General features: G+C 60.4%; 18 protein-coding genes. 7 read left to right on the top strand and 11 right to left on the bottom strand.

Translation table 11 applies throughout. The features are described from left to right. Position 1: 1 nt before the first annotated feature. The 6 genes from AC06G5_RS26845 to exaC form a co-directional block, all read right to left on the bottom strand. Complete coding sequence (locus AC06G5_RS26845) at positions 2-658, bottom strand: DedA family protein (protein ID WP_413423591.1); 657 nt, start codon at positions 656-658, stop codon at positions 2-4. Between the two features lie 226 nt (positions 659-884). Beyond that, entirely contained in the window at positions 885-1346 is a 462-nt protein-coding gene (locus tag AC06G5_RS26840; RefSeq protein ID WP_413423593.1) for a GNAT family N-acetyltransferase, read from the bottom strand. Between the two features lie 113 nt (positions 1347-1459). After that, on the bottom strand, positions 1460-2284 hold the full coding sequence (eutC, locus tag AC06G5_RS26835) for an ethanolamine ammonia-lyase subunit EutC (RefSeq protein ID WP_413423595.1): 825 nt from the start codon (positions 2282-2284) through the stop codon (positions 1460-1462). Positions 2285-2292: 8 nt separating this feature from the next. Next, positions 2293-3687, bottom strand: a complete 1395-nt coding sequence (locus AC06G5_RS26830; RefSeq protein WP_413423597.1) for an ethanolamine ammonia-lyase subunit EutB — start codon at positions 3685-3687, stop codon at positions 2293-2295. Between the two features lie 190 nt (positions 3688-3877). Beyond that, the gene (eat, locus tag AC06G5_RS26825; RefSeq protein WP_413703961.1) at positions 3878-5251 is read right to left on the bottom strand and encodes an ethanolamine permease; all 1374 of its coding nucleotides are present in this window, start codon (positions 5249-5251) and stop codon (positions 3878-3880) included. Positions 5252-5539: 288 nt separating this feature from the next. Then, the gene (gene exaC / locus AC06G5_RS26820) at positions 5540-7060 is read right to left on the bottom strand and encodes an acetaldehyde dehydrogenase ExaC (protein ID WP_007994183.1); all 1521 of its coding nucleotides are present in this window, start codon (positions 7058-7060) and stop codon (positions 5540-5542) included. Between the two features lie 301 nt (positions 7061-7361). On the opposite strand from exaC, the gene AC06G5_RS26815 reads away from it, so the two are divergent. From AC06G5_RS26815 to AC06G5_RS26800, 4 genes are all read left to right on the top strand, one after another. Then, positions 7362-9278 carry a sigma-54-dependent Fis family transcriptional regulator gene (locus AC06G5_RS26815; RefSeq protein ID WP_413423601.1) on the top strand — a complete coding sequence of 639 codons (1917 nt, stop codon included), beginning with the start codon at positions 7362-7364 and terminating at the stop codon, positions 9276-9278. A gap of 158 nt (positions 9279-9436) precedes the next feature. Then, complete coding sequence (mpl, locus tag AC06G5_RS26810) at positions 9437-10786, top strand: UDP-N-acetylmuramate:L-alanyl-gamma-D-glutamyl-meso-diaminopimelate ligase (protein ID WP_413423603.1); 1350 nt, start codon at positions 9437-9439, stop codon at positions 10784-10786. Continuing rightward, positions 10783-11415 carry a flavin prenyltransferase UbiX gene (ubiX, locus tag AC06G5_RS26805; protein ID WP_008022902.1) on the top strand — a complete coding sequence of 211 codons (633 nt, stop codon included), beginning with the start codon at positions 10783-10785 and terminating at the stop codon, positions 11413-11415. Before mpl ends, ubiX begins: the two co-directional genes overlap by 4 nt. Further along, positions 11408-11692 carry a YceK/YidQ family lipoprotein gene (locus AC06G5_RS26800; protein WP_413423605.1) on the top strand — a complete coding sequence of 95 codons (285 nt, stop codon included), beginning with the start codon at positions 11408-11410 and terminating at the stop codon, positions 11690-11692. The genes ubiX and AC06G5_RS26800 overlap by 8 nt, the downstream gene beginning before the upstream one ends. A gap of 132 nt (positions 11693-11824) precedes the next feature. On the opposite strand, the gene AC06G5_RS26795 is transcribed toward AC06G5_RS26800, so the two are convergent. The 3 genes from AC06G5_RS26795 to AC06G5_RS26785 form a co-directional block, all read right to left on the bottom strand. Continuing rightward, positions 11825-12466, bottom strand: coding sequence for an oxidoreductase (locus AC06G5_RS26795; protein WP_413423607.1), 642 nt, complete (start codon positions 12464-12466; stop codon positions 11825-11827). Between the two features lie 27 nt (positions 12467-12493). After that, positions 12494-14212, bottom strand: coding sequence for a C13 family peptidase (locus AC06G5_RS26790; protein WP_413423609.1), 1719 nt, complete (start codon positions 14210-14212; stop codon positions 12494-12496). Between the two features lie 114 nt (positions 14213-14326). Continuing rightward, entirely contained in the window at positions 14327-14782 is a 456-nt protein-coding gene (locus AC06G5_RS26785) for a MaoC family dehydratase (RefSeq protein ID WP_057400579.1), read from the bottom strand. 193 nt (positions 14783-14975) lie between these two features. On the opposite strand from AC06G5_RS26785, the gene AC06G5_RS26780 reads away from it, so the two are divergent. From AC06G5_RS26780 to AC06G5_RS26770, 3 genes are read left to right on the top strand one after another with little or no spacing between them, the layout of a single operon-like run. Beyond that, complete coding sequence (locus AC06G5_RS26780) at positions 14976-15338, top strand: CidA/LrgA family protein (protein ID WP_413423611.1); 363 nt, start codon at positions 14976-14978, stop codon at positions 15336-15338. Beyond that, the gene (locus AC06G5_RS26775) at positions 15335-16051 is read left to right on the top strand and encodes an LrgB family protein (protein ID WP_413423613.1); all 717 of its coding nucleotides are present in this window, start codon (positions 15335-15337) and stop codon (positions 16049-16051) included. The genes AC06G5_RS26780 and AC06G5_RS26775 overlap by 4 nt, the downstream gene beginning before the upstream one ends. 10 nt (positions 16052-16061) lie before the next feature. Next, positions 16062-16652 (top strand): LON peptidase substrate-binding domain-containing protein, encoded by a 591-nt coding sequence (locus tag AC06G5_RS26770; RefSeq protein ID WP_008022910.1) that lies wholly within the window; start codon positions 16062-16064, stop codon positions 16650-16652. Positions 16653-16664: 12 nt separating this feature from the next. On the opposite strand, the gene AC06G5_RS26765 is transcribed toward AC06G5_RS26770, so the two are convergent. Next, positions 16665-17981, bottom strand: a complete 1317-nt coding sequence (locus AC06G5_RS26765) for a bifunctional DedA family/phosphatase PAP2 family protein (RefSeq protein ID WP_413423615.1) — start codon at positions 17979-17981, stop codon at positions 16665-16667. A gap of 177 nt (positions 17982-18158) precedes the next feature. Then, positions 18159-18857 (bottom strand): DNA-3-methyladenine glycosylase, encoded by a 699-nt coding sequence (locus AC06G5_RS26760; protein ID WP_413703963.1) that lies wholly within the window; start codon positions 18855-18857, stop codon positions 18159-18161. Between the last annotated feature and the right edge of the window lie 46 nt (positions 18858-18903).

The following is an 18903-nucleotide window of genomic DNA, read 5'->3' as shown; positions in this document are numbered from 1 at the left end:
GTCAGCGCGATTCGGCTTTGGAGCTCGAAGCCGCAAGGCGGTTACGTACCATGCCAATGATCATCGGCACCAGCGAGAGCAGGATGATGCCAACCACCAGCAGCGACAGGTTCTTCTTGATGAACGGCACATTGCCGAAGAAGTAACCGAGCGTCACCAGCCCGCCGACCCACAGGACAGTGCCGAAGACGCTGAAGGCGAAGAAACGCGGATAAGGCATTTTCCCCACACCGGCGACGAAGGGTGCAAAGGTGCGGATGATGGGCAGGAAGCGCGCCAGGGTCACGGTCTTGCCGCCATGCTTGTCATAGAAGTCGTGGGTTTGTTGCAGGTAGTCGCGGCGGAAGATCTTCGAATTCGGGTTGCTGAACAGTTTTTCACCCGCCGTTCGTCCGATGATGTAGTTGGTGCTGTCGCCCAGAATCGCCGCCAGCATCAACAGGCCACCAAGCAGTACCGGGTCCATGCCGCCACCGGCCGCCACGGCACCGGCGATGAACAGCAGCGAGTCGCCCGGCAGGAAGGGCATGACCACCAGGCCAGTCTCACAGAAGATCACCATGAACAGGATGGCGTAGATCCATGCCCCGTAGTTGGTTACGAGCATGTCGAGGTAGACGTCGAGATGCAGGACAATATCGATCGGGTTGAAATCCATGGAAAGCACCTGTGGTAATGGCCCGACTCAGCAGGCCTGTGCGGATGACTTCGCGTAAGACTACGGATAAGGGTAGTTTTTCTTACAAGCCGGGAAGTTCGGGATTATACGAGGCGAGAGGTGAAAATCGCGTCGATATTGTAGCGGGGAATGTCATGGCAAGACCGATGGCTTGATACCAGACGTTGTGGGAGCGAGCCTGCTCGCTCCCACAGGTGCAGGTGATTCAGAGTTCGTCGCTGATCGGCAGCACATAGTTCTTGAATTCGGTGTCTTCCTTGAATCCGATGGATTCGTAGGTTTTGCGCGCGACTTCGTTGTTGCTGCTGGTGGAAACACGCATGCGCACGGCATTGGTTTCCTTGGCCATTTTTTTGGCGGTGCGGATCAGGTTGTCGGCCACCAACTGGCGGCGGGCGTCCTCGGCGACATAAATATCGTTGAGGATCCACACACGTTTGAGCGAAAGCGAGGAGAAACTCGGATAAAGCTGACAAAAACCCATCAGTTTGTTGCTGTCGTCATCGGACAGCGCCAGGTAGATCACCGACTCCTTGCGACGCAGGCGTTTTTCGAGGAACGCCCGGGACGAGTCCGGATACGGCAGGGAGCCATAAAACTCACGATATTTGACGAACAACGGGGTCAGCAGGTCCAGGTGTTCGAGGGTCGCTTGAATAATCCGCATGGTAGGTCTCGTCTTCAAGTGGCTGTCTACGTCTATGACGGCGATGGGAAACCCTTGGCGGCCGCGCCACGATCCTGCCTGAAACTGGTACGAGTGTGCAATGCAGAAGCGGTTCAGGCATTCGGCGGGCCGAGCAGGAAATTACCCTTCATGTCGGCTCCCACGTCCGACTCCAGTGTCTGAACCTGTGCTTCATCCTTCAGATTGACCCCTGACAACTGCCGTCGGCAGGCTTCGCGCATCAAATACAGCAAACGGTGTGCCGCCATGCCGTAACTCAGGCCTTCGAGCCGCACGTTGGAGATGCAATTACGGTAGGCATCGGTAAGGCCGACCTTGGGATTGTAGGTGAAATATAAACCCAGGCTGTCCGGAGAGCTGAGGCCAGGACGTTCGCCGATGAGGATTACGGTCATTTTTGCTCCGAGCAATTCACCGATTTCGTCAGCGACCGCCACGCGCCCCTGTTCCACCAATATCACCGGCGCTACAGTCCAGCCTTCGGCTGCAATCTGTTCTTCGAGGCGCGCCAGAAAGGGCAGGGTATGGCGATGAACGGCCAGCGCCGACAAGCCGTCGGCGATCACTATCACCAAATCGACCCCGCCAGGATGTGCCGAAGCATACGTGCGCAGGCTCTTTGCCGACGTGTCACTCAGTTTTCGTCCCAGGTCCGGGCGTTGCAGGTAACTGTTGCGGTCGATCGCCGCGCTGTGCAGCAAGAGACTTTCGTGCCCGCGTTCGGCCAGTTGTGAGCTGAGTGCCGTGTGATCGAACGGCAAATGCACCGCATCCCGCGCCTGGGCGTGGGCGTATTGGAAGTCCAGTTGGGCGTGGGTGGGAATGCTGGTGCCGGTGCGACCCAGGGCAATTCGTGCCGGTGTCAGGCGTCGTAGTTCCAGCCATGGGTTGTGGGGATCGAAAGGTAGTTTGTCCATGTCATTACTCATCCCAGTTGCGCCAGGGCTTGGCGGAAGGCTGGTGGCAGGTTGCTGCCAAACAGAACCCGGCCGTCCGCCTGGGTGAAGATGCCCATTTTTGCCAGCCATTGCTCGAACTCCGGCGCAGGCTTGAGCCCCAGGGTCTGCCGGGCATAGAGCGCGTCGTGAAACGAGGTGGTCTGGTAGTTGAGCATGATGTCGTCGGAGCCGGGGATCCCCATGATGAAGTTGATCCCGGCGACACCCAGCAGGGTCAGCAGGGTGTCCATATCGTCCTGGTCAGCTTCGGCATGGTTGGTGTAGCAGATGTCGCAACCCATGGGCACACCAAGCAATTTGCCGCAAAAGTGGTCTTCCAGGCCGGCGCGGATGATCTGTTTGCCGTTGTACAGGTATTCCGGGCCGATGAAGCCGACGACCGTATTCACCAGAAACGGGTTGAAATGACGTGCGACGGCGTAGGCGCGGGTTTCGCAGGTTTGTTGATCGACGCCATGGTGGGCATTGGCCGACAGGGCGCTGCCCTGGCCGGTTTCGAAGTACATCAGGTTCTGGCCCAGGGTGCCGCGATTCAGACTCAAGCCGGCGTCATAGCCCTCCTTCAATATACTCAGGTTGATGCCGAAACTGGCGTTGGCCGCTTCGGTGCCGGCGATCGACTGGAACACCAGGTCCAACGGGACACCGCGATTGACCGCTTCGATCGACGTGGTGACATGGGTCAGTACGCAAGCCTGGGTCGGGATCTCGTAGCGCTGGATGATCGCGTCGAGCATCTCCAGCATCGCGCAAATCGAGGCGATGCTGTCGGTGGCGGGGTTGATGCCGATCATCGCGTCGCCATTGCCGTGCAGCAGACCGTCGAGAATGCTTGCGGCGATGCCGGCCGGTTCGTCGGTGGGGTGATTCGGTTGCAGGCGCGTGGACAGTCGACCGCGCAGGCCCAGGGTGCCGCGAAACCGCGTGACCACGCGGATTTTTTGCGCAACCAGCACCAGATCCTGCACACGCATGATCTTTGATACCGCAGCAACCATTTCCGGAGTCAGGCCGGGGGCGAGGGCTCGCAGGACCTGTTCGTCGGCGGCATCACTGAGCAGCCAGTCGCGAAAGCCGCCGACGGTGAGGTGACTGACGACGGCGAAGGCTTGTTTGTCGTGGGTATCGATGATCAGGCGGGTGACTTCATCGGATTCGTAGGGGATCAGTGCTTCCTGCAGGAAATGGCTCAGCGGGGTGTCGGCCAACGTCATCTGTGCCGCGACGCGCTCGCCGTCATTGAGGGCTGCGACGCCGGCCAGAAAATCTCCGGAGCGTGCCGGGCTGGCCTTGGCCATCACTTCCTTGAGGCTGTCGAAGCGGTAAGTCTGGGCGCCGACGGTATGGGCGAATGCGGCCATGGGGCGGAGTCCTCCAATAATTACTGCGATCTGCTTTTCCTGTGGGAGCGGGCTTGCTCACGAATGCGGTGTGCCATTCCAAATAAATGTCGACTGACACGATGCCTTCGCGAGCAAGCCCGCTCCAACATGGGAACTGCGTGCACTTCAATATGGCCGGCACCGGTCAGTGAGCCCGGTGCCGGTGCATTCAGACACCTTCGAGCATAGCGTCTGCCGGTGCCTCGGAGCGTTGCTTGGCGGTCAGCTGGAAGTACAGGTAACCGGCAGCCATGAAGCCGAGGAAAATCAGGCCGATCAAGGTGTTGAACCACGCCATCGCCACCAGGCACACCACCGCCAGGAACAGCGCGATACCCGGCACGATCGGATAACCCGGGGCGCGGAAGGTGCGTTCCAGGTTCGGTTCGGTTTTACGCAGCTTGAACAGGCTCAGCATACTGATGATGTACATCACGATGGCGCCGAATACCGACATGGTGATCATCGCCGCCGTCAGGGTCATGCCTTGCAGATTGACCAGGCCATCGCTGTAGATCGCCGCAATGCCGATCACGCCGCCGGCCAGGATCGCCCGGTGCGGTGTCTGGAAGCGCGAAAGCTTTGCCAGGCCGGCGGGCAGATAACCGGCACGGGCCAAGGCGAAAAACTGCCGCGAGTAGCCGAGGATGATCCCGTGGAAACTCGCCACCAGGCCGAACAGGCCGATCCACACCAGCATGTGCATCCAGGTCGAATTGTTGCCGACCACCGCTTTCATCGCCTGGGGGAGCGGATCGTTGATGTTCGACAGCTGGCGCCAGTCGCCGACACCGCCCGCCATCACCATCACGCCGATGGCCAGGAACACCAGCGTCAGAATGCCGCTGACGTAGGCCTTGGGGATTGTACGTTTCGGGTCCTTGGCTTCTTCGGCAGCCATGGCTGCACCTTCGATAGCGAGAAAGAACCAGATCGCGAAGGGAATGGCGGCGAAAATGCCAGGAATCGAGCCCATCGTGAACTCATTGGCACCCGACCAGCCATTGAGCACAAAGTTGCTGAAGCTGAAGCCCGGCGCGACCACGCCCATGAACACCAGCAGTTCAGCGACGGCCAGCACGGTGACCACCAGTTCGAAGGTGGCCGCGATGCTGACGCCGAGGATATTCAGGCCCATGAACACGAAATAGGCGCCAACGGCGGCGATCTTCGGGTCCAGTTCCGGGTATTGCACGTTGAGATAGGCGCCGATGGCCATGGCGATGGCCGGTGGTGCAAAGACGAATTCGATCAGGGTGGCGATGCCGGCGATCAACCCGCCTTTCTCGCCAAAGGCCCGGCGGCTATAGGCAAATGGCCCGCCAGCATGGGGAATCGCGGTCGTCAGCTCGGTGAAGCTGAAGATGAAGCAGGTGTACATCGTCGCCACCATCAACGCAGTGACGAGGAAACCCAGTGTGCCTGCGGTGCCCCAGCCGTAACTCCAGCCGAAGTATTCGCCGGAAATCACCAGGCCGACGGCAATGCCCCATAAGTGCAGGGTGCCGAGTGTGGGTTTGAGCTGTGTGGAAGAAGTAGTCATAAGTCCTCTCTATTTTTTATTGTTCGATCTTTTGGACTTTCGGGTACGACGGGTTGGGTGCAGATCCTGAATGACGGGTACGCAAGGCCCGTGCCAGAGCGGCCAGCCTTTGTGTTGTGTCATGAAGGACGTCTTCGCGGGCAAGTCGAATCGTCGCACCGCCGCTCCCACATTGGACTTGTGTCGGTTATCTAATGTGGGACTACACAAATCCCCTGTGGGAGCGGGCTTGCTCGCGATGACTATCGAAAGGGCGACACAGGAATACCTGCATCGCCCCCCGGTTTTTTAGAAGAAGCCCAACGGGTTGATGTCGTAGCTCACCAGCAGGTTTTTGGTCTGCTGATAGTGGTCGAGCATCATCTTGTGGGTTTCACGGCCGACGCCGGACTTCTTGTACCCGCCGAACGCGGCGTGGGCCGGGTACAGGTGGTAGCAGTTGGTCCACACACGACCGGCCTTGATGGCGCGGCCCATGCGGTAGGCGCGGTTGATGTCGCGGGTCCAGAGGCCGGCACCCAGGCCGAACTCGGTGTCGTTGGCGATGGCCAGGGCTTCGGCTTCGTCCTTGAAGGTGGTGATGCTCACCACCGGGCCGAAGATTTCTTCCTGGAACACGCGCATTTTGTTGGTGCCCTTGAGCAGCGTCGGCTGGATGTAGTACCCGCTTGCCAGGTTGCCCTCGAGTTTTTCCACCTTGCCGCCGGTCAGCAGCTCGGCACCTTCGCCCTTGGCGATTTCCAGGTACGAAAGAATCTTGTCGAATTGCTGTTCGGACGCCTGGGCGCCGACCATGGTGTCGGTATCCAGCGGGTCGCCACGTTTGATTTGCAGGACCTTCTTCATCACCACCTGCATGAACTCGTCGTAGATCGACTCTTGCACCAGTGCACGGGAAGGGCAGGTGCAGACTTCGCCCTGGTTGAAGAATGCCAGCACCAGGCCTTCGGCGGCTTTCTCGATGAAGGACGGTTCAGCCTTCATGATGTCTTCGAAGAAGATGTTCGGCGATTTGCCGCCCAGCTCCACGGTAGACGGAATAATGTTTTCGGCGGCGCATTTCATGATGTGCGAGCCGACCGGGGTCGAGCCGGTGAAGGCAATCTTGGCGATGCGCTTGCTGGTGGCCAGCGCTTCACCGGCTTCTTTGCCGAAGCCTTGCACGATATTCAGCACGCCCGGTGGCAGCAGGTCGCCGATCAGTTCGACCAGCACGGTAATGCCCAGCGGGGTTTGTTCGGCAGGCTTGAGCACCACGCAGTTGCCGGCAGCGAGCGCCGGGGCGAGCTTCCAGGCAGCCATCAGGATCGGGAAGTTCCACGGGATGATCTGCCCGACCACGCCCAGCGGTTCATGAATGTGATAGGCCACGGTGTTGCCGTCGATTTCGGCAGCGCTGCCTTCCTGGGCGCGCAGGCAGCCGGCGAAGTAGCGGAAGTGGTCGGCGGCCAGAGGGATGTCGGCGTTGAGGGTTTCGCGCACGGCTTTGCCGTTGTCCCAGGATTCGGTGATCGCCAGGGTTTCCAGATTCTGTTCGATGCGGTCGGCGATTTTCAGCAGCACCAGCGAGCGCGCCTGGGCTGAGGTGGCGCCCCATGCATCGGCAGCGGCGTGGGCAGCGTCCAGGGCCTTGTCGATGTCTTCGGCCGTGGAGCGCGGGAATTCGGCAATCGGTTGGCCATTCACTGGCGAGGTATTGGTGAAGTACTGACCTTTGACAGGCGCGACGAACTCGCCGCCGATGTAGTTACCGTATTTGGCTTTGAACGAAACGATAGCGCCTTCAGTACCGGGGTGAGCGTAACGCATGATGGTTTCTCCTTGGTTCTTGTGCTTATAAGGAAGACGCGCATGTGCGCTTGCTTTAAGCGTAGAGCAAGGGCCGGGCCAGTGCGTTGCATCTCAGGTAAATCAAGACCTTGCGCGATTTTTGTCGGACGTACGGAGCACGCCCGTGACGCTTTCGGTACAGCCGGCGTGACACTTTGTACCGCTTCTGGCACAGCCTGTGACCGGGTAGTCTTGCAGGCATTGCAATGCAGGCCCGGCTGGAGGATGCTCGGCATCACCTCATGCACGGGACGCCGAGCCCCGGGGAGAATAATAAGAAATGCACGACAACCATTTGAGTCGCCATGCCCAGCAAGTATTGACCGTGACCCAGGGCAAGGCCCACCTGCACGGCCCCGGCAGCGATCCGTCCATCGCCCGTTCCTGGCTGCGCTGCCTCGAGGACTATCATCTCGATCCGGCGCTGAGCATCGCACCGACGGTGCTGGAGCATGGCCGTGTCCTGGAAAGTCGCGAACGCTTGCAGCAGGTGCTGCACATTGCTGGCAATGAAATGACCAGCCTGCACCAGCAACTCTCCGGTGCCGGTCATGCGGTACTGCTGACCGACGCCCGCGGCGTGATCCTCAATTGCGTCACCGCGCCCGCCGAACGACAGATTTTCGAGCGCGCCGGGCTCTGGCTCGGTGCCGACTGGAGCGAAGCCTGCGAAGGCACCAACGGCATTGGCACTTGCCTGGTGGAGCGTCAGTCGCTGACCATCCATCAGGACGAACACTTTCGTGGCCGCCACACCGGCCTGACCTGCTCGGCGAGCCCGGTCTTCGATCCGCATGGCGAATTGCTGGCAGTGCTCGACGTGTCGTCGGCGCGGCGCGATGTGTCGCGGCAAAGTCAGTTCCACACCATGGCTCTGGTCAATCTGTCGGCGAAGATGATCGAAAGCTGTTACTTCCTGCGCTGCTTCGACAATCAATGGTTGCTGCGTTTTCACTTGCAGGCTGAGTCCGTCGGTTTGTTCAGCGAAGGCTTGCTGGCGTTCGACGGAGAAGGGCGCATTTGCGCGGTCAACCAGAGTGCGCTGAACCTGCTTGGACACATTCGCGGCGGCTTGCTGGGCAAACCGGTGGAGGCGTTTTTCGACTGCTCGCTCGATGAGTTGCTGGGGCGGGCGAGTATCAATGCCGCGGCCAGTTGGCCATTGCGTACCCGTGATGGTCGCAAGCTGTTCGCGGTATTGCGCGGTGAGGCGCGGCGGTCGCTGCCGACTCCGAGGGTAACTGCTCCCACGGTTGCACACGCACCGCGCCTGTCAGGCATTTGCCTGGATGATGCGGCGTTGCAGGCGGACTTCCGCAAGGCCTTGCGCGTCTACGAGCGTGACGTGCCACTGCTGATCAACGGCGAAACCGGGTCTGGCAAGGAGGCCTTTGCCAAAGCGGTGCACCACGCCAGCCAGCGGGCGGAAAAAGCCTTTGTCGCCCTCAATTGCGCGGCCATTCCCGAAAGCCTGATCGAAAGCGAGCTGTTCGGTTACCGCGGCGGCAGCTTCACCGGCGCCCGCAAGGAAGGCATGCGCGGCAAGTTGCAACAAGCCGACGGCGGGACGTTGTTCCTCGACGAAATCGGAGACATGCCGCTGGCTCTGCAAACACGCTTGCTGCGGGTGCTGGAAGACCGGCAAGTGGTGCCGATCGGTGGCGAGCCGGAAGCGGTTAACGTGCGGATCATCAGCGCCACCCACCGCAATTTGCTGGATCGCGTGCAGGACGGCAGCTTTCGCGAGGATTTGTATTACCGGCTCAACGGGCTGGAGGTGGCGCTGCCAGCATTGCGCGATCGCAGTGACAAGTCGCAGTTACTCGACTTTTTACTGTCCGAAGAGGCCGGCACGGAAACCGTGCTGATCGACGGGCCGGCGCGAGAGGCCTTGTTGGGGTTCGCCTGGCCGGGCAACGTGCGGCAGTTGCGCAATGTGCTGCGTACGTTGGCAGCGTTATGCGATGGCGGACGGATCGGTCTGGAGGATTTGCCGGCCATGATTCGCCAGGTCCGACCGGTGGTAATGCAGGCCGTTGAAGAGCCATCGGAGCATCCGCTGGAGGATGCCGAGCGTTTAGCGTTGTTGAACGCGCTGGAGCAGACGCGCTGGCATATGACGCATACAGCAGAACAACTGGGCGTCAGTCGAAATACCCTTTATCGCAAGCTTCGTAAACACGGAATTACCCGTTAATCCGAGTCGCGCCATTCGCGAGCAAGCCCGCTCCCACAGGGACCGCATCGTTCCTGTGGGAGCGGGCTTGCTCGCGAATGGCGTCGGTGAGGGCGAAACACAAGGTGCGAATTTCCCCTCCCTAAGCTAACCTGCGGCCATGTTTTACGAGGTCGACTATGCACATTCATATTCTTGGTATCTGCGGCACTTTCATGGGGTCAATGGCGGTTCTGGCCAAAGAGCTGGGCCATCACGTGACCGGCTCCGATGCCAACGTCTATCCGCCGATGAGTACTCAACTGCAAGCCCAGGGCATCGAGTTGACCCAAGGCTACGACCCGGCGCAACTCGATCCGGCCCCTGATCTGGTGGTGATCGGCAACGCCATGTCCCGGGGCAACCCGGCGGTGGAGTACGTGCTGAACAAAGGCCTGCCTTACGTCTCCGGCCCGCAATGGCTGGCGGATCACGTGCTGCAAGGTCGCTGGGTACTGGCCGTGGCCGGTACGCACGGCAAGACCACCACCAGCAGCATGCTGGCATGGGTACTGGAACACGCAGGCATGGCCCCCGGCTTCCTGATCGGCGGCGTGCCGCAAAACTTCTCGGTGTCGGCGCGCCTGGGTGACACACCGTTCTTCGTCATCGAAGCCGACGAGTACGACAGCGCGTTCTTCGACAAGCGCTCCAAGTTCGTACATTACCGCCCGCGCACGGCAATCCTGAACAACCTCGAATTCGATCACGCCGATATCTTCCCGGACCTGCCGGCCATTGAGCGGCAGTTCCATCACTTGGTGCGGACCATCCCGAGCGAAGGCCTGGTGATCCATCCGACCACCGAGCCGGCGTTGCAGCGCGTTATCGAAATGGGTTGCTGGACCCCGGTGCAAACCACAGGAGCCGGCGGTCAGTGGCAGGTCAAGCTGCTCAGTGAAGATGGCTCGAAGTTCGAAGTGATGTTCGAAGGCGTCGCCCAGGGTGTGGTCGAGTGGGACATGACTGGCCAGCACAACGTCGCCAACGCCCTGGCGACGCTGGCCGCCGCACGCCACGTCGGTGTCGTGCCATCCATGGGCATCGCCGCGTTGAGCGCCTTCAAAAGCGTGAAACGCCGGATGGAGAAAGTCGCGGAAGTCCGTGGCATCACCATTTATGACGACTTCGCTCACCACCCGACCGCCATCGCCACCACGCTGGATGGGCTGCGAAAGCGCATCGGCGATGCACCGTTGATCGCAATCATCGAGCCCCGTTCCAACTCCATGAAGCTCGGTGCGCACCGTGACGGATTGCCGGAAAGCGTGGTCGATGCCGATCAGGTGATCTGGTACGCACCCGCCAACCTTGGCTGGGATCTGGCGGGCACTGCGGCGCTGTGCACTGTGCCGTCGATTGTCAGCGATTCCCTTGAAGGCATCATCGAGCGCGTGAAGAGCCAGGCCCAACCCGGCACTCACGTGGTGATCATGAGCAACGGCGGCTTCGGCGGCCTGCACGGCAAACTGGCCGAGGCGCTGAAATGAACAACGGCCCGGACCGCATCACCCTGGCAATGACCGGCGCCTCAGGCGCCCAGTACGGTTTGCGCCTGCTCGACTGCCTGGTGCGGGACGATCGTGAAGTGCACTTCCTGATTTCCAAGGCCGCGCAGTTAGTGATGGCCACCGAAACTGACGTCACGCTGCCGTCCAAGCCGCAGATGATGCAGGCGTTCCTCACCGAATACACCGGTGCTGCCGCCGGGCAGATTCGGGTGTACGGCAAGGAAGACTGGATGTCGCCGGTGGCCTCGGGCTCCGGCGCGCCCGCGGCGATGGTGGTGGTGCCGTGTTCGACGGGTACTTTGTCGGCCATCGCCACGGGTGCCTGCAACAACCTGATCGAGCGTGCTGCGGACGTGACGCTGAAAGAGCGTCGGCAGCTGATTCTTGTGCCTCGCGAGGCGCCGTATTCGAGCATTCACCTGGAGCACATGCTCAAGTTGTCGAATATGGGCGTGACAATCCTGCCGGCATCACCGGGCTTCTATCACCAGCCGCAAACCATCGACGACCTGATCGATTTCGTCGTGGCACGGATCCTTAACCTGCTGAATATTCCTCAGGACATGTTGCCGCGTTGGGGCGAGCATCATCTGACCAGCGATGAATAAGCTACTGGTGGTGGTACTGGCGCTGCAACTGGCCGGGTGCGCCACGGCGCGCACGCTCGATGCGGCCAAGCCGGGGGCACCGGTGGTGTACTCGGGTACTCGCCTGGATTTGTACGCGATGAACGGCGGTTGTTGCGCCAAGGATCGTTTCGGTGCCGAAGCACCGGGCTATCCCGGTGTCGACCTGCCGGCGAGTGCTTTGCTCGACACGCTGCTGTTGCCGCTGTCGTTGTTGACGGTAATTGGCGTGAGTTTTCAGGCGACGGGTGGGTTGTAATAGAGCGCTTCGCGCTCTATCGCGAGCAAGCTCGCTTCCACAGGTTTTTCAGCGATTTCAAAATTTGTGTACGACACAAAATCCTGTGGGAGCGGGCTTGCCCGCGAAGAGGCCCGCTCAGGCATCATAAAATTACTTGCCCAACTTCCTCAGCTCATCCGACTCGACAATCCTGACCCCGTCCTGCTCTTCCAGCGCCAGGCGCCACATCGCACGAGCCAGTTGGCAGGCCTCGATACCATGGTATTTGCCAGGGATCAGCCGAGACAACGGGCCGGCGACTTTCTCGCCCAGTCGCGGTTCGGTGCGATCACCCAGCAACAGCGAAGGGCGGCAAATAGTCAGCTGCGGCCAGTCTTGCGCGCGCAATGCGTACTCCATCTCGCCTTTGACCCGGTTGTAGAAAATCGAGGATCTGCGATCGGCTCCCAGGGCACTGATCACGATCAGGTGCCGTGCGCCCATCTCCCGTGCGCGTTTGGCAAAGGCTACGACCATGTCCAGGTCCACTGCGCGGAACGCCTGTTCCGAGCCTGCCTGTTTGATGGTGGTGCCCAGGCAGCAGTAGGCGATGTCGACACGGCCGTTCAACTGCGGCAGAAACTCCGCCGGGTCGCCGACGGGGTTTTCAAGGTGCGGGTGTTTGGCCAGTGGCCGGCGTGAGGGGGCCAGAACCCGGGTAATCGTTGGCTCGTTAAGCAGGCGATCAAGCAGGTGTTCACCCGTTAAACCGGTGGCTCCGGCGAGCAGCACGTGCTGAGGCGTCAAGTACATAGTGTTTCTCCCTTGATACTGTTCAGCTTAGTTGCTGTTTGCATCCTTGCTTTCGTTAGACGCACTTTGCAGGGCTTTTCGTGCCTGTTGTTTGCGCAGTAATTGCCAATGCGAAAGGACGGTTTTCGGTGCCCAGATCTGTGGTTCGGATGCTTCGAAACCGTCTGCCAGTTCACGTTCGGCGACAGTGGCCTTGGCCAGTTTGAAGGCTTGGTCCAGGTCATCGGTCTGGTTCAGGGCCTGGGCGAAGAGTGCATCGCCGAAGTAGGTGAAGTTGGCTTCCTCCGAGCAGCCGAAGGACACCCGGTCGGCCCGTGAGGCCGTCATGATCAGGGTCCGTTCATCCTTGAGGGCGGGGATGAAACCGCCGGAGTAGCAGGACGAAATCACGATGATCTTGTCGCGGTTTTTCAACGGGGCGAGAACAGCGGCCAATTCGTCGGCTGGAAGATCGGCCAGCTCCATGCGCGGCTGGTCCAGCACCAGCTCGTGTTCGCTGGTGCCATGGCTGGTCAGGTAGATGAAAATCAGGTCTTCCGGACCGCTGCGTTCGGCCAGCGTCAGGGCTGCTCGGCGCAGGTTTTCCCGGGTAGCCATCGGGCGGTCGGCGAGGTGGTCGCGATGGTTCACCAGGCGGATCTGGCCAAAGGCGCCGAAACGGGTGGTGAGCATATTGGCGACGTAGTCGGATTCGCGCAGAAATACGCTTTGCTTGCCATCACCGCCCAAGGTCAACGAATACAGCTCCACCGCCGGGGTCGAGGGCGGAATGCTGGTCAGCGCCGAGTCGAGCAAGCGCCCCTGCGCCAGCAGGCCGAGCTCCAGAGTGTCGGGCAACAATTTGCCCTCGGCGTCGCGCACGCGCTGGCCATTGATCCAGGTGCCGCTGAGCACGGTGCCGTCGGTCAACACCAATGTGCCGCGCCCCTGGTAACTGTCGTTGTCGAACTGGCCGGTGTAAAAGCTGCCGTCCGACAGGTTCAGTCGGCCCTGGCCGGAAAAGCGCCAGTCGTTGAACTGGCCGATGTAGTGGCTGCCGTCAGCACCAATCAACTCGCCCTTGCCGTTCAGTGAACCTTCCTTGAACTGACCCAGCCAGACATCGCCGTCGGCGTTTTCGTAGCGGCCTTTGCCGTGCAGTTGATTGTTCTTGAAGCCGCCGACATAGATATCGCCATCGGCGCTGTTGAACGTCCCGTTGCCTTCCAGTTGGCCGTCGACGAAGTGCCCGGTGAACTGATTGCCGTTGCCGTCGCTACGCTGGCCTTCGCCATTGGGTTTGCCGTGGGCGAACTGGCCCTGATAGGCGCTGCCGTCCTCGAGTTCGAGGCGACCCAGGCCGGCGTACTGATCGGCCTTGAACTCTCCGCGATAGCTCATGCCGTTTTCTTTGAGTGTGCCTTCGCCGTTGCGCCGGCCAGCCTTGAAGCCGCCGCTGTAACTGTTGCCGTTGGTGGTCAATGCCCCTTGACCGTCGAACAGTCCCTGATTGAACTGTCCGCGATAGACTTCGCCATTGCTGCCATGCCATTCGCCCTGGCCTTGCCACTGGCCTTTGTCGAATTCGCCGGCGTACCAGCTGCCGTTCGGGTAGTCGATGCGCCCCTTGCCCTGCAGCAAGCCATTGACCAGGTCACCGCGATAGCGTCCGCCGTCCGGCAGGCGCGCGTCGGGGGACAAAGGCGATTCGCCGTCGCCGCAAGCGGTGAGCATCAGGGTCAAGGCAAGGAGTGCAAGTGGGCGCATAGCGGATTCCGGGCAATTAGGCGAAGGAGTATGCCGCAGCTATGTGTCCTTATATAGGGCGAGGTACCGCGAGAGGGCGCGAAACAGCATGAGCTGCTTCGCATCCGGGAAGGTCTATACGAAGCACAGGGACAGGGGTTCGGCGATATACGCCGGTTTGTCCGAACCTTCGATTTCCAGGGTGGCGGTGGCCTTGAGCAGCCATTGGCCGGGTTTTTTCTCGGTGACTTCGGTCAGGTCGACCTTGAGCCGCACTTTCGAATTGACCTTGACCGGCTGAATGAAGCGCACGCTGTCGAGGCCATAGTTGACTACCATCTTCAAGCCTTCAGGCATGACGAGGATGTCTTCCATCAGTTTCGGGATCAGCGACAACGACAGGAAACCGTGAGCGATGGTGCTGCCAAATGGCGTTTGCGCGGCCTTGACCGGATCGACGTGGATGAACTGATAGTCCCCCGTGGCTTCAGCGAACAGGTTGATGCGTTCCTGATCGATGGTGAGCCATTCGGAACGTCCGAGTTCCTTGCCGACATAATCTTTGAGCTCTGCAACTGGAACATAGGGCATTGAGACTCTCCTTGGGTTCATCGGTTTTATAGTTTTGGCTTGCGGGGATTTGACTTCCCGGCTTACTACTTTAGATCAACATGGCCAAACGCTCAGGTCAACTGACCATGCTTTTGGCGAATGCCGATCCATAGCGCGGGCATGCTTATAATGCCCGGCCAATGCGGGTGATGGATTTTGCGGGAGATCTTTGATGTTGTTACGGGGCCTGACATGGCTGGTGCTGTTCCAATTGCTCGGCACTGCGATCAATCATTTGATTTTGCCTGTGCTGCCGGGGCCGATTGTGGGGTTGCTGCTGTTGCTGGTTTACCTCATCTGTCGCGGGCAGGTCGGCGAGCCACTGAACCTGGCGGCCAGCAGCCTGTTGCGCTACCTGCCGCTGTTGCTGGTGCCGCCAGCCGTGGGCGTGATGGTCTATGCCGCTGACATCGCGGCGGATTTCTGGGCCATTGTCGGTGCGCTGGTGTTGTCGCTGCTGCTTTCGATGGCCTTCGCCGGGGTGCTGATGCAGCGCATGGTCAAGCGTCACGCAGTCTCCGAGGACAGCCAATGATCTTCGACTGGCACGGCGCCTGGACGTCGGTGATTCACCATCCGTTGTTCGGCATTGGTATTACCCTCGGCGCCTATCAGCTTGTACTGGGAGTGTTCGAGAAAACCCGATGGATCTTTTTGCAGCCGGTGCTGGTCTCCATGTTGCTGGTGATCGGCGTGCTGGTGGGCTGCGGCCTGACCTACGCTGAATATCGCAAGAGCACCGAGATTCTCAGCATCCTGCTCGGTCCGGCCACTGTCGCGCTGGCGGTGCCGCTTTATCTCAACCTGCGACGGATTCGGCAGTTGTTCTGGCCGATATTTACTACGCTGGTGATAGGCGGAGTGGTGGCCACGGGGATGGGCGTGTTGCTGGGTTGGTCGTTCGGTGCCGAGCACATGATCCTGATGACCATGGCGCCGAAATCGGTGACTTCGCCAATTGCCATGTTGGTGGCTGAGCAGATCGGTGGGGTCGCGGCGCTGGCAGCGGTGTTCGTCCTGATTACGGGTGTGATCGGGGCGATTTTCGGTCCGGCCCTGTTGACCCGGCTGGGCGTGCATAGCCCGGAAGCCAGGGGCATGGCACTGGGCATGACGGCCCACGCGGTCGGCACGGCAGTGGCGATGCAGGAAAGTGAAGAGTGCGGTGCCTTCGCGGCGCTGGCGATGAGTTTGATGGGCGTGGCCACGGCGGTGCTACTGCCGCTGGCGGTGTCGATGGTGGTGTAAGGAAATGTCTATGAGTCTGCCGCTTTTTCCGTTGAACACGGTGCTGTTTCCTGGCTGCATCCTCGACTTGCAGATCTTCGAGGCGCGCTATCTGGACATGATCGGCCGCTGCATGAAGCAGGGCGGCGGTTTCGGCGTGGTGTGCATTCTTGAAGGTGAAGAAGTCGGGATCGCGCCGGCCGGCTACGCGCTGGTGGGCTGCGAAGCGTTGATCACCGATTTCAAACAACAGGACAACGGCCTGCTGGGGATTCGGGTTCAGGGCGGGCGGCGTTTCCATGTATTGAAAGCGGAGGTCCAGCGCGATCAGTTGACCGTCGCCGAGGTCGAGTGGCTGGAGGACGAACCGGAACAGCCCCTGCAGGATGAGGACGCCGACCTGGTGGCATTGCTCAAGGCCCTGGCGGAGCACCCGATGGTCGAGGCCTTGAACATGGGCACTGAAGCGACCGGGCAGCAGTCACTGGCCAATCAGTTGGCGTACTTGCTGCCTTTTGCCGAGCTGGACAAGATCGACCTGCTACAACTTGATGATCCGCAGCAGCGACTGGATGCGATTCAGGCGCTGCTGGATGAATTGCAGGGTGAGTTGTTTGCCTGAGGAGCGTTTTTACTAATACGCATACCGTAACATCGTATGCGGCAAATGCCGCAACACGAAGAAGCCGAACAATGCCACCAGCGCCGGCAACACCAGCCACCAGACCTTGGGTGGCAAGGCGTTCAGCGGGGCCTTGCGCTGGATCAGCCACAGGCTGGCCGCACAGACACATGCCGCCAGCATCGCGCCAGCCATGACATCGGTCGGCCAGTGTGCCCCGAGGTACACCCGGGAAAGGGCAATCGCCATCGCCGGCAAGCTGGCCACCAGCAACCAGGTCAGGCGCATGCGCGGCGGTTGCCCGCGACCAGCCAGCACGGCGAGGGTCAGAAACAGCGCGAACGCGCCTGAGGCGTGGCCGCTGGGCATGCTGTAACTGGTCAGTGGATCACTCAATACTTCCGGGCGCACGCGGGCGAAAAACTGTTTGGTTGCGGTGTTGGCCAATGCCGTGCAGAGGAGGGTACTGCACGCGAAAACTGCCTGTCGCCATTGCCGGGTAATCAACAGCAGTGCTACCAACAATGCACTGAACAGCAGCATGTTGCGGAATTCGCCAATCAACGTGAAGACCACCGCCACCTCATCGAGCATTGGGCTGCGGTGCTCCTGCACCAGGGTCATCAGCCCTTGATCGAGAGCGCTCAGATACGGATAGCCGATGAACAGCCCTGCCAGAATCAGAAAACTCATGCTGGCAATTAACGCTGTAGCCCGGCGATGCTGGCGCAGGCTACTGGTGGCACTCAACCCCACCATGACCGCAATGCTGCCGGCAACGATCCCGGCCTGAGTCCAGAAGCCTTCGGGCAGCGGCAAGCGAATCGCCGCGCCGGTGGCCCAGCCTGGCAGCAGGTAAGCCACCGACCAGCCCGCGCCAGCCAGCAGACTGACGGCGAAGAAGCGTGGGAAGGGCATGTCGCACATGCCGGCGACCATGGGCAGCATTGGCCGCAACGGTCCGATAAAACGCCCGACCAGCAGGCTGGCGATGCCATAGCGCTGGAAGTAGGTCTCGGCCCCGGCGATCCATTCCGGGTGATGGCGCAATCCTGGCAGCCGCCGGATATTCTGGTGGAAATGGCGCCCCAGGAAGTACGAGACCACATCGCCAAGCACGCCGGCCAGGAAGCCCAGCAGCAGTGTTTCACTCAGCGAGAGCGCTCCGCTGCCGGCCAGTACCGCCACGGCGAACAGCAGCACGGTGCCGGGCACTATCAGCCCGGCAATCGCCAGGCATTCCACGAAGGCCACAATGAACACCGCCGCCGCCAGCCATTGCGGGTTGACCGTCAACCAACCGGTCAGGCTATCGAGCCATTGGCCCATAAAAACCACTCCATCTAATGTTCAATTGGTCCCTGGGGACAAACACAATTCTTCAAAAACACCCAAAAGCCCTGTGGGAGCGGGCTTGCCCGCGAAGAGGCCCTTTCAGTCGATATTGGTATCGCCTGATACTCCGCTTTCGCGAGCAAGCCCGCTCCCACATGGATCAATCCAATTTCAAGTCAGCACAAAATAGTCGTGACCTTCGATTTGCCCCCGTCGCAGTGGGTTGCGTGTGCAGTACGGCGCGTAAGCCGCATCGACGAAGCGGTACATCAGGTGCTCATCGCGCCCGTGGGGGATGCCCAGGCGCGTAGTCTGGATGATGTGGGCGGGCGTCTGGCCGACGTGCTCCACCAGTAGCACTTCATGGTCGAAGCGTTTGGCGTCCCACACCGGCACTTTCAGGCCCAGCGCCTTGCACAGCAGCGTTTGCCCGGCGCAGAGTTTTTGTGACGGGCGAGGGTGGCCCTGGGCATCGGGGTTGTTCAACAGCATCTGTGCCAGGCTGGCCGGCCCGCTCAATTGATCGACCCACGGGTAGGCGGATTTGATCAGTACCGCGTTTCCCGGGCCTTGGGCGCTGAAGTTCAGGGAGTCACCACCCCGGGCGTAATACATATAGATGTGGCCGCCATCCAGAAACAAAGCCTTACGCTTTTCTGTGTAACCGAGGGACGCGTGGCTGCCTTTTTCTGCGCAGTAATAGGCTTCGGTCTCGATAATTCGGGCGCTGAGCCACAGGTCGCCAACTCGATGGCGAATGACTTTGCCCAGTAACTCCCGGGCCAGAATCTGGGCGTCACGGTCGAAAAACGCGTCCGGAAGGCCTGCTGGCAGGCTCATGGCGGACGCTCGAACAGTCAGATTGGACATGATGACCAGTGTTTGTCAGGGCTGAATGAGTCGTGATGATAACAAT

It is taken from the genome of Pseudomonas sp. WT-JTC, from assembly GCF_056711565.1.
This window is presented reverse-complemented; position numbering and strand designations above follow the sequence as displayed.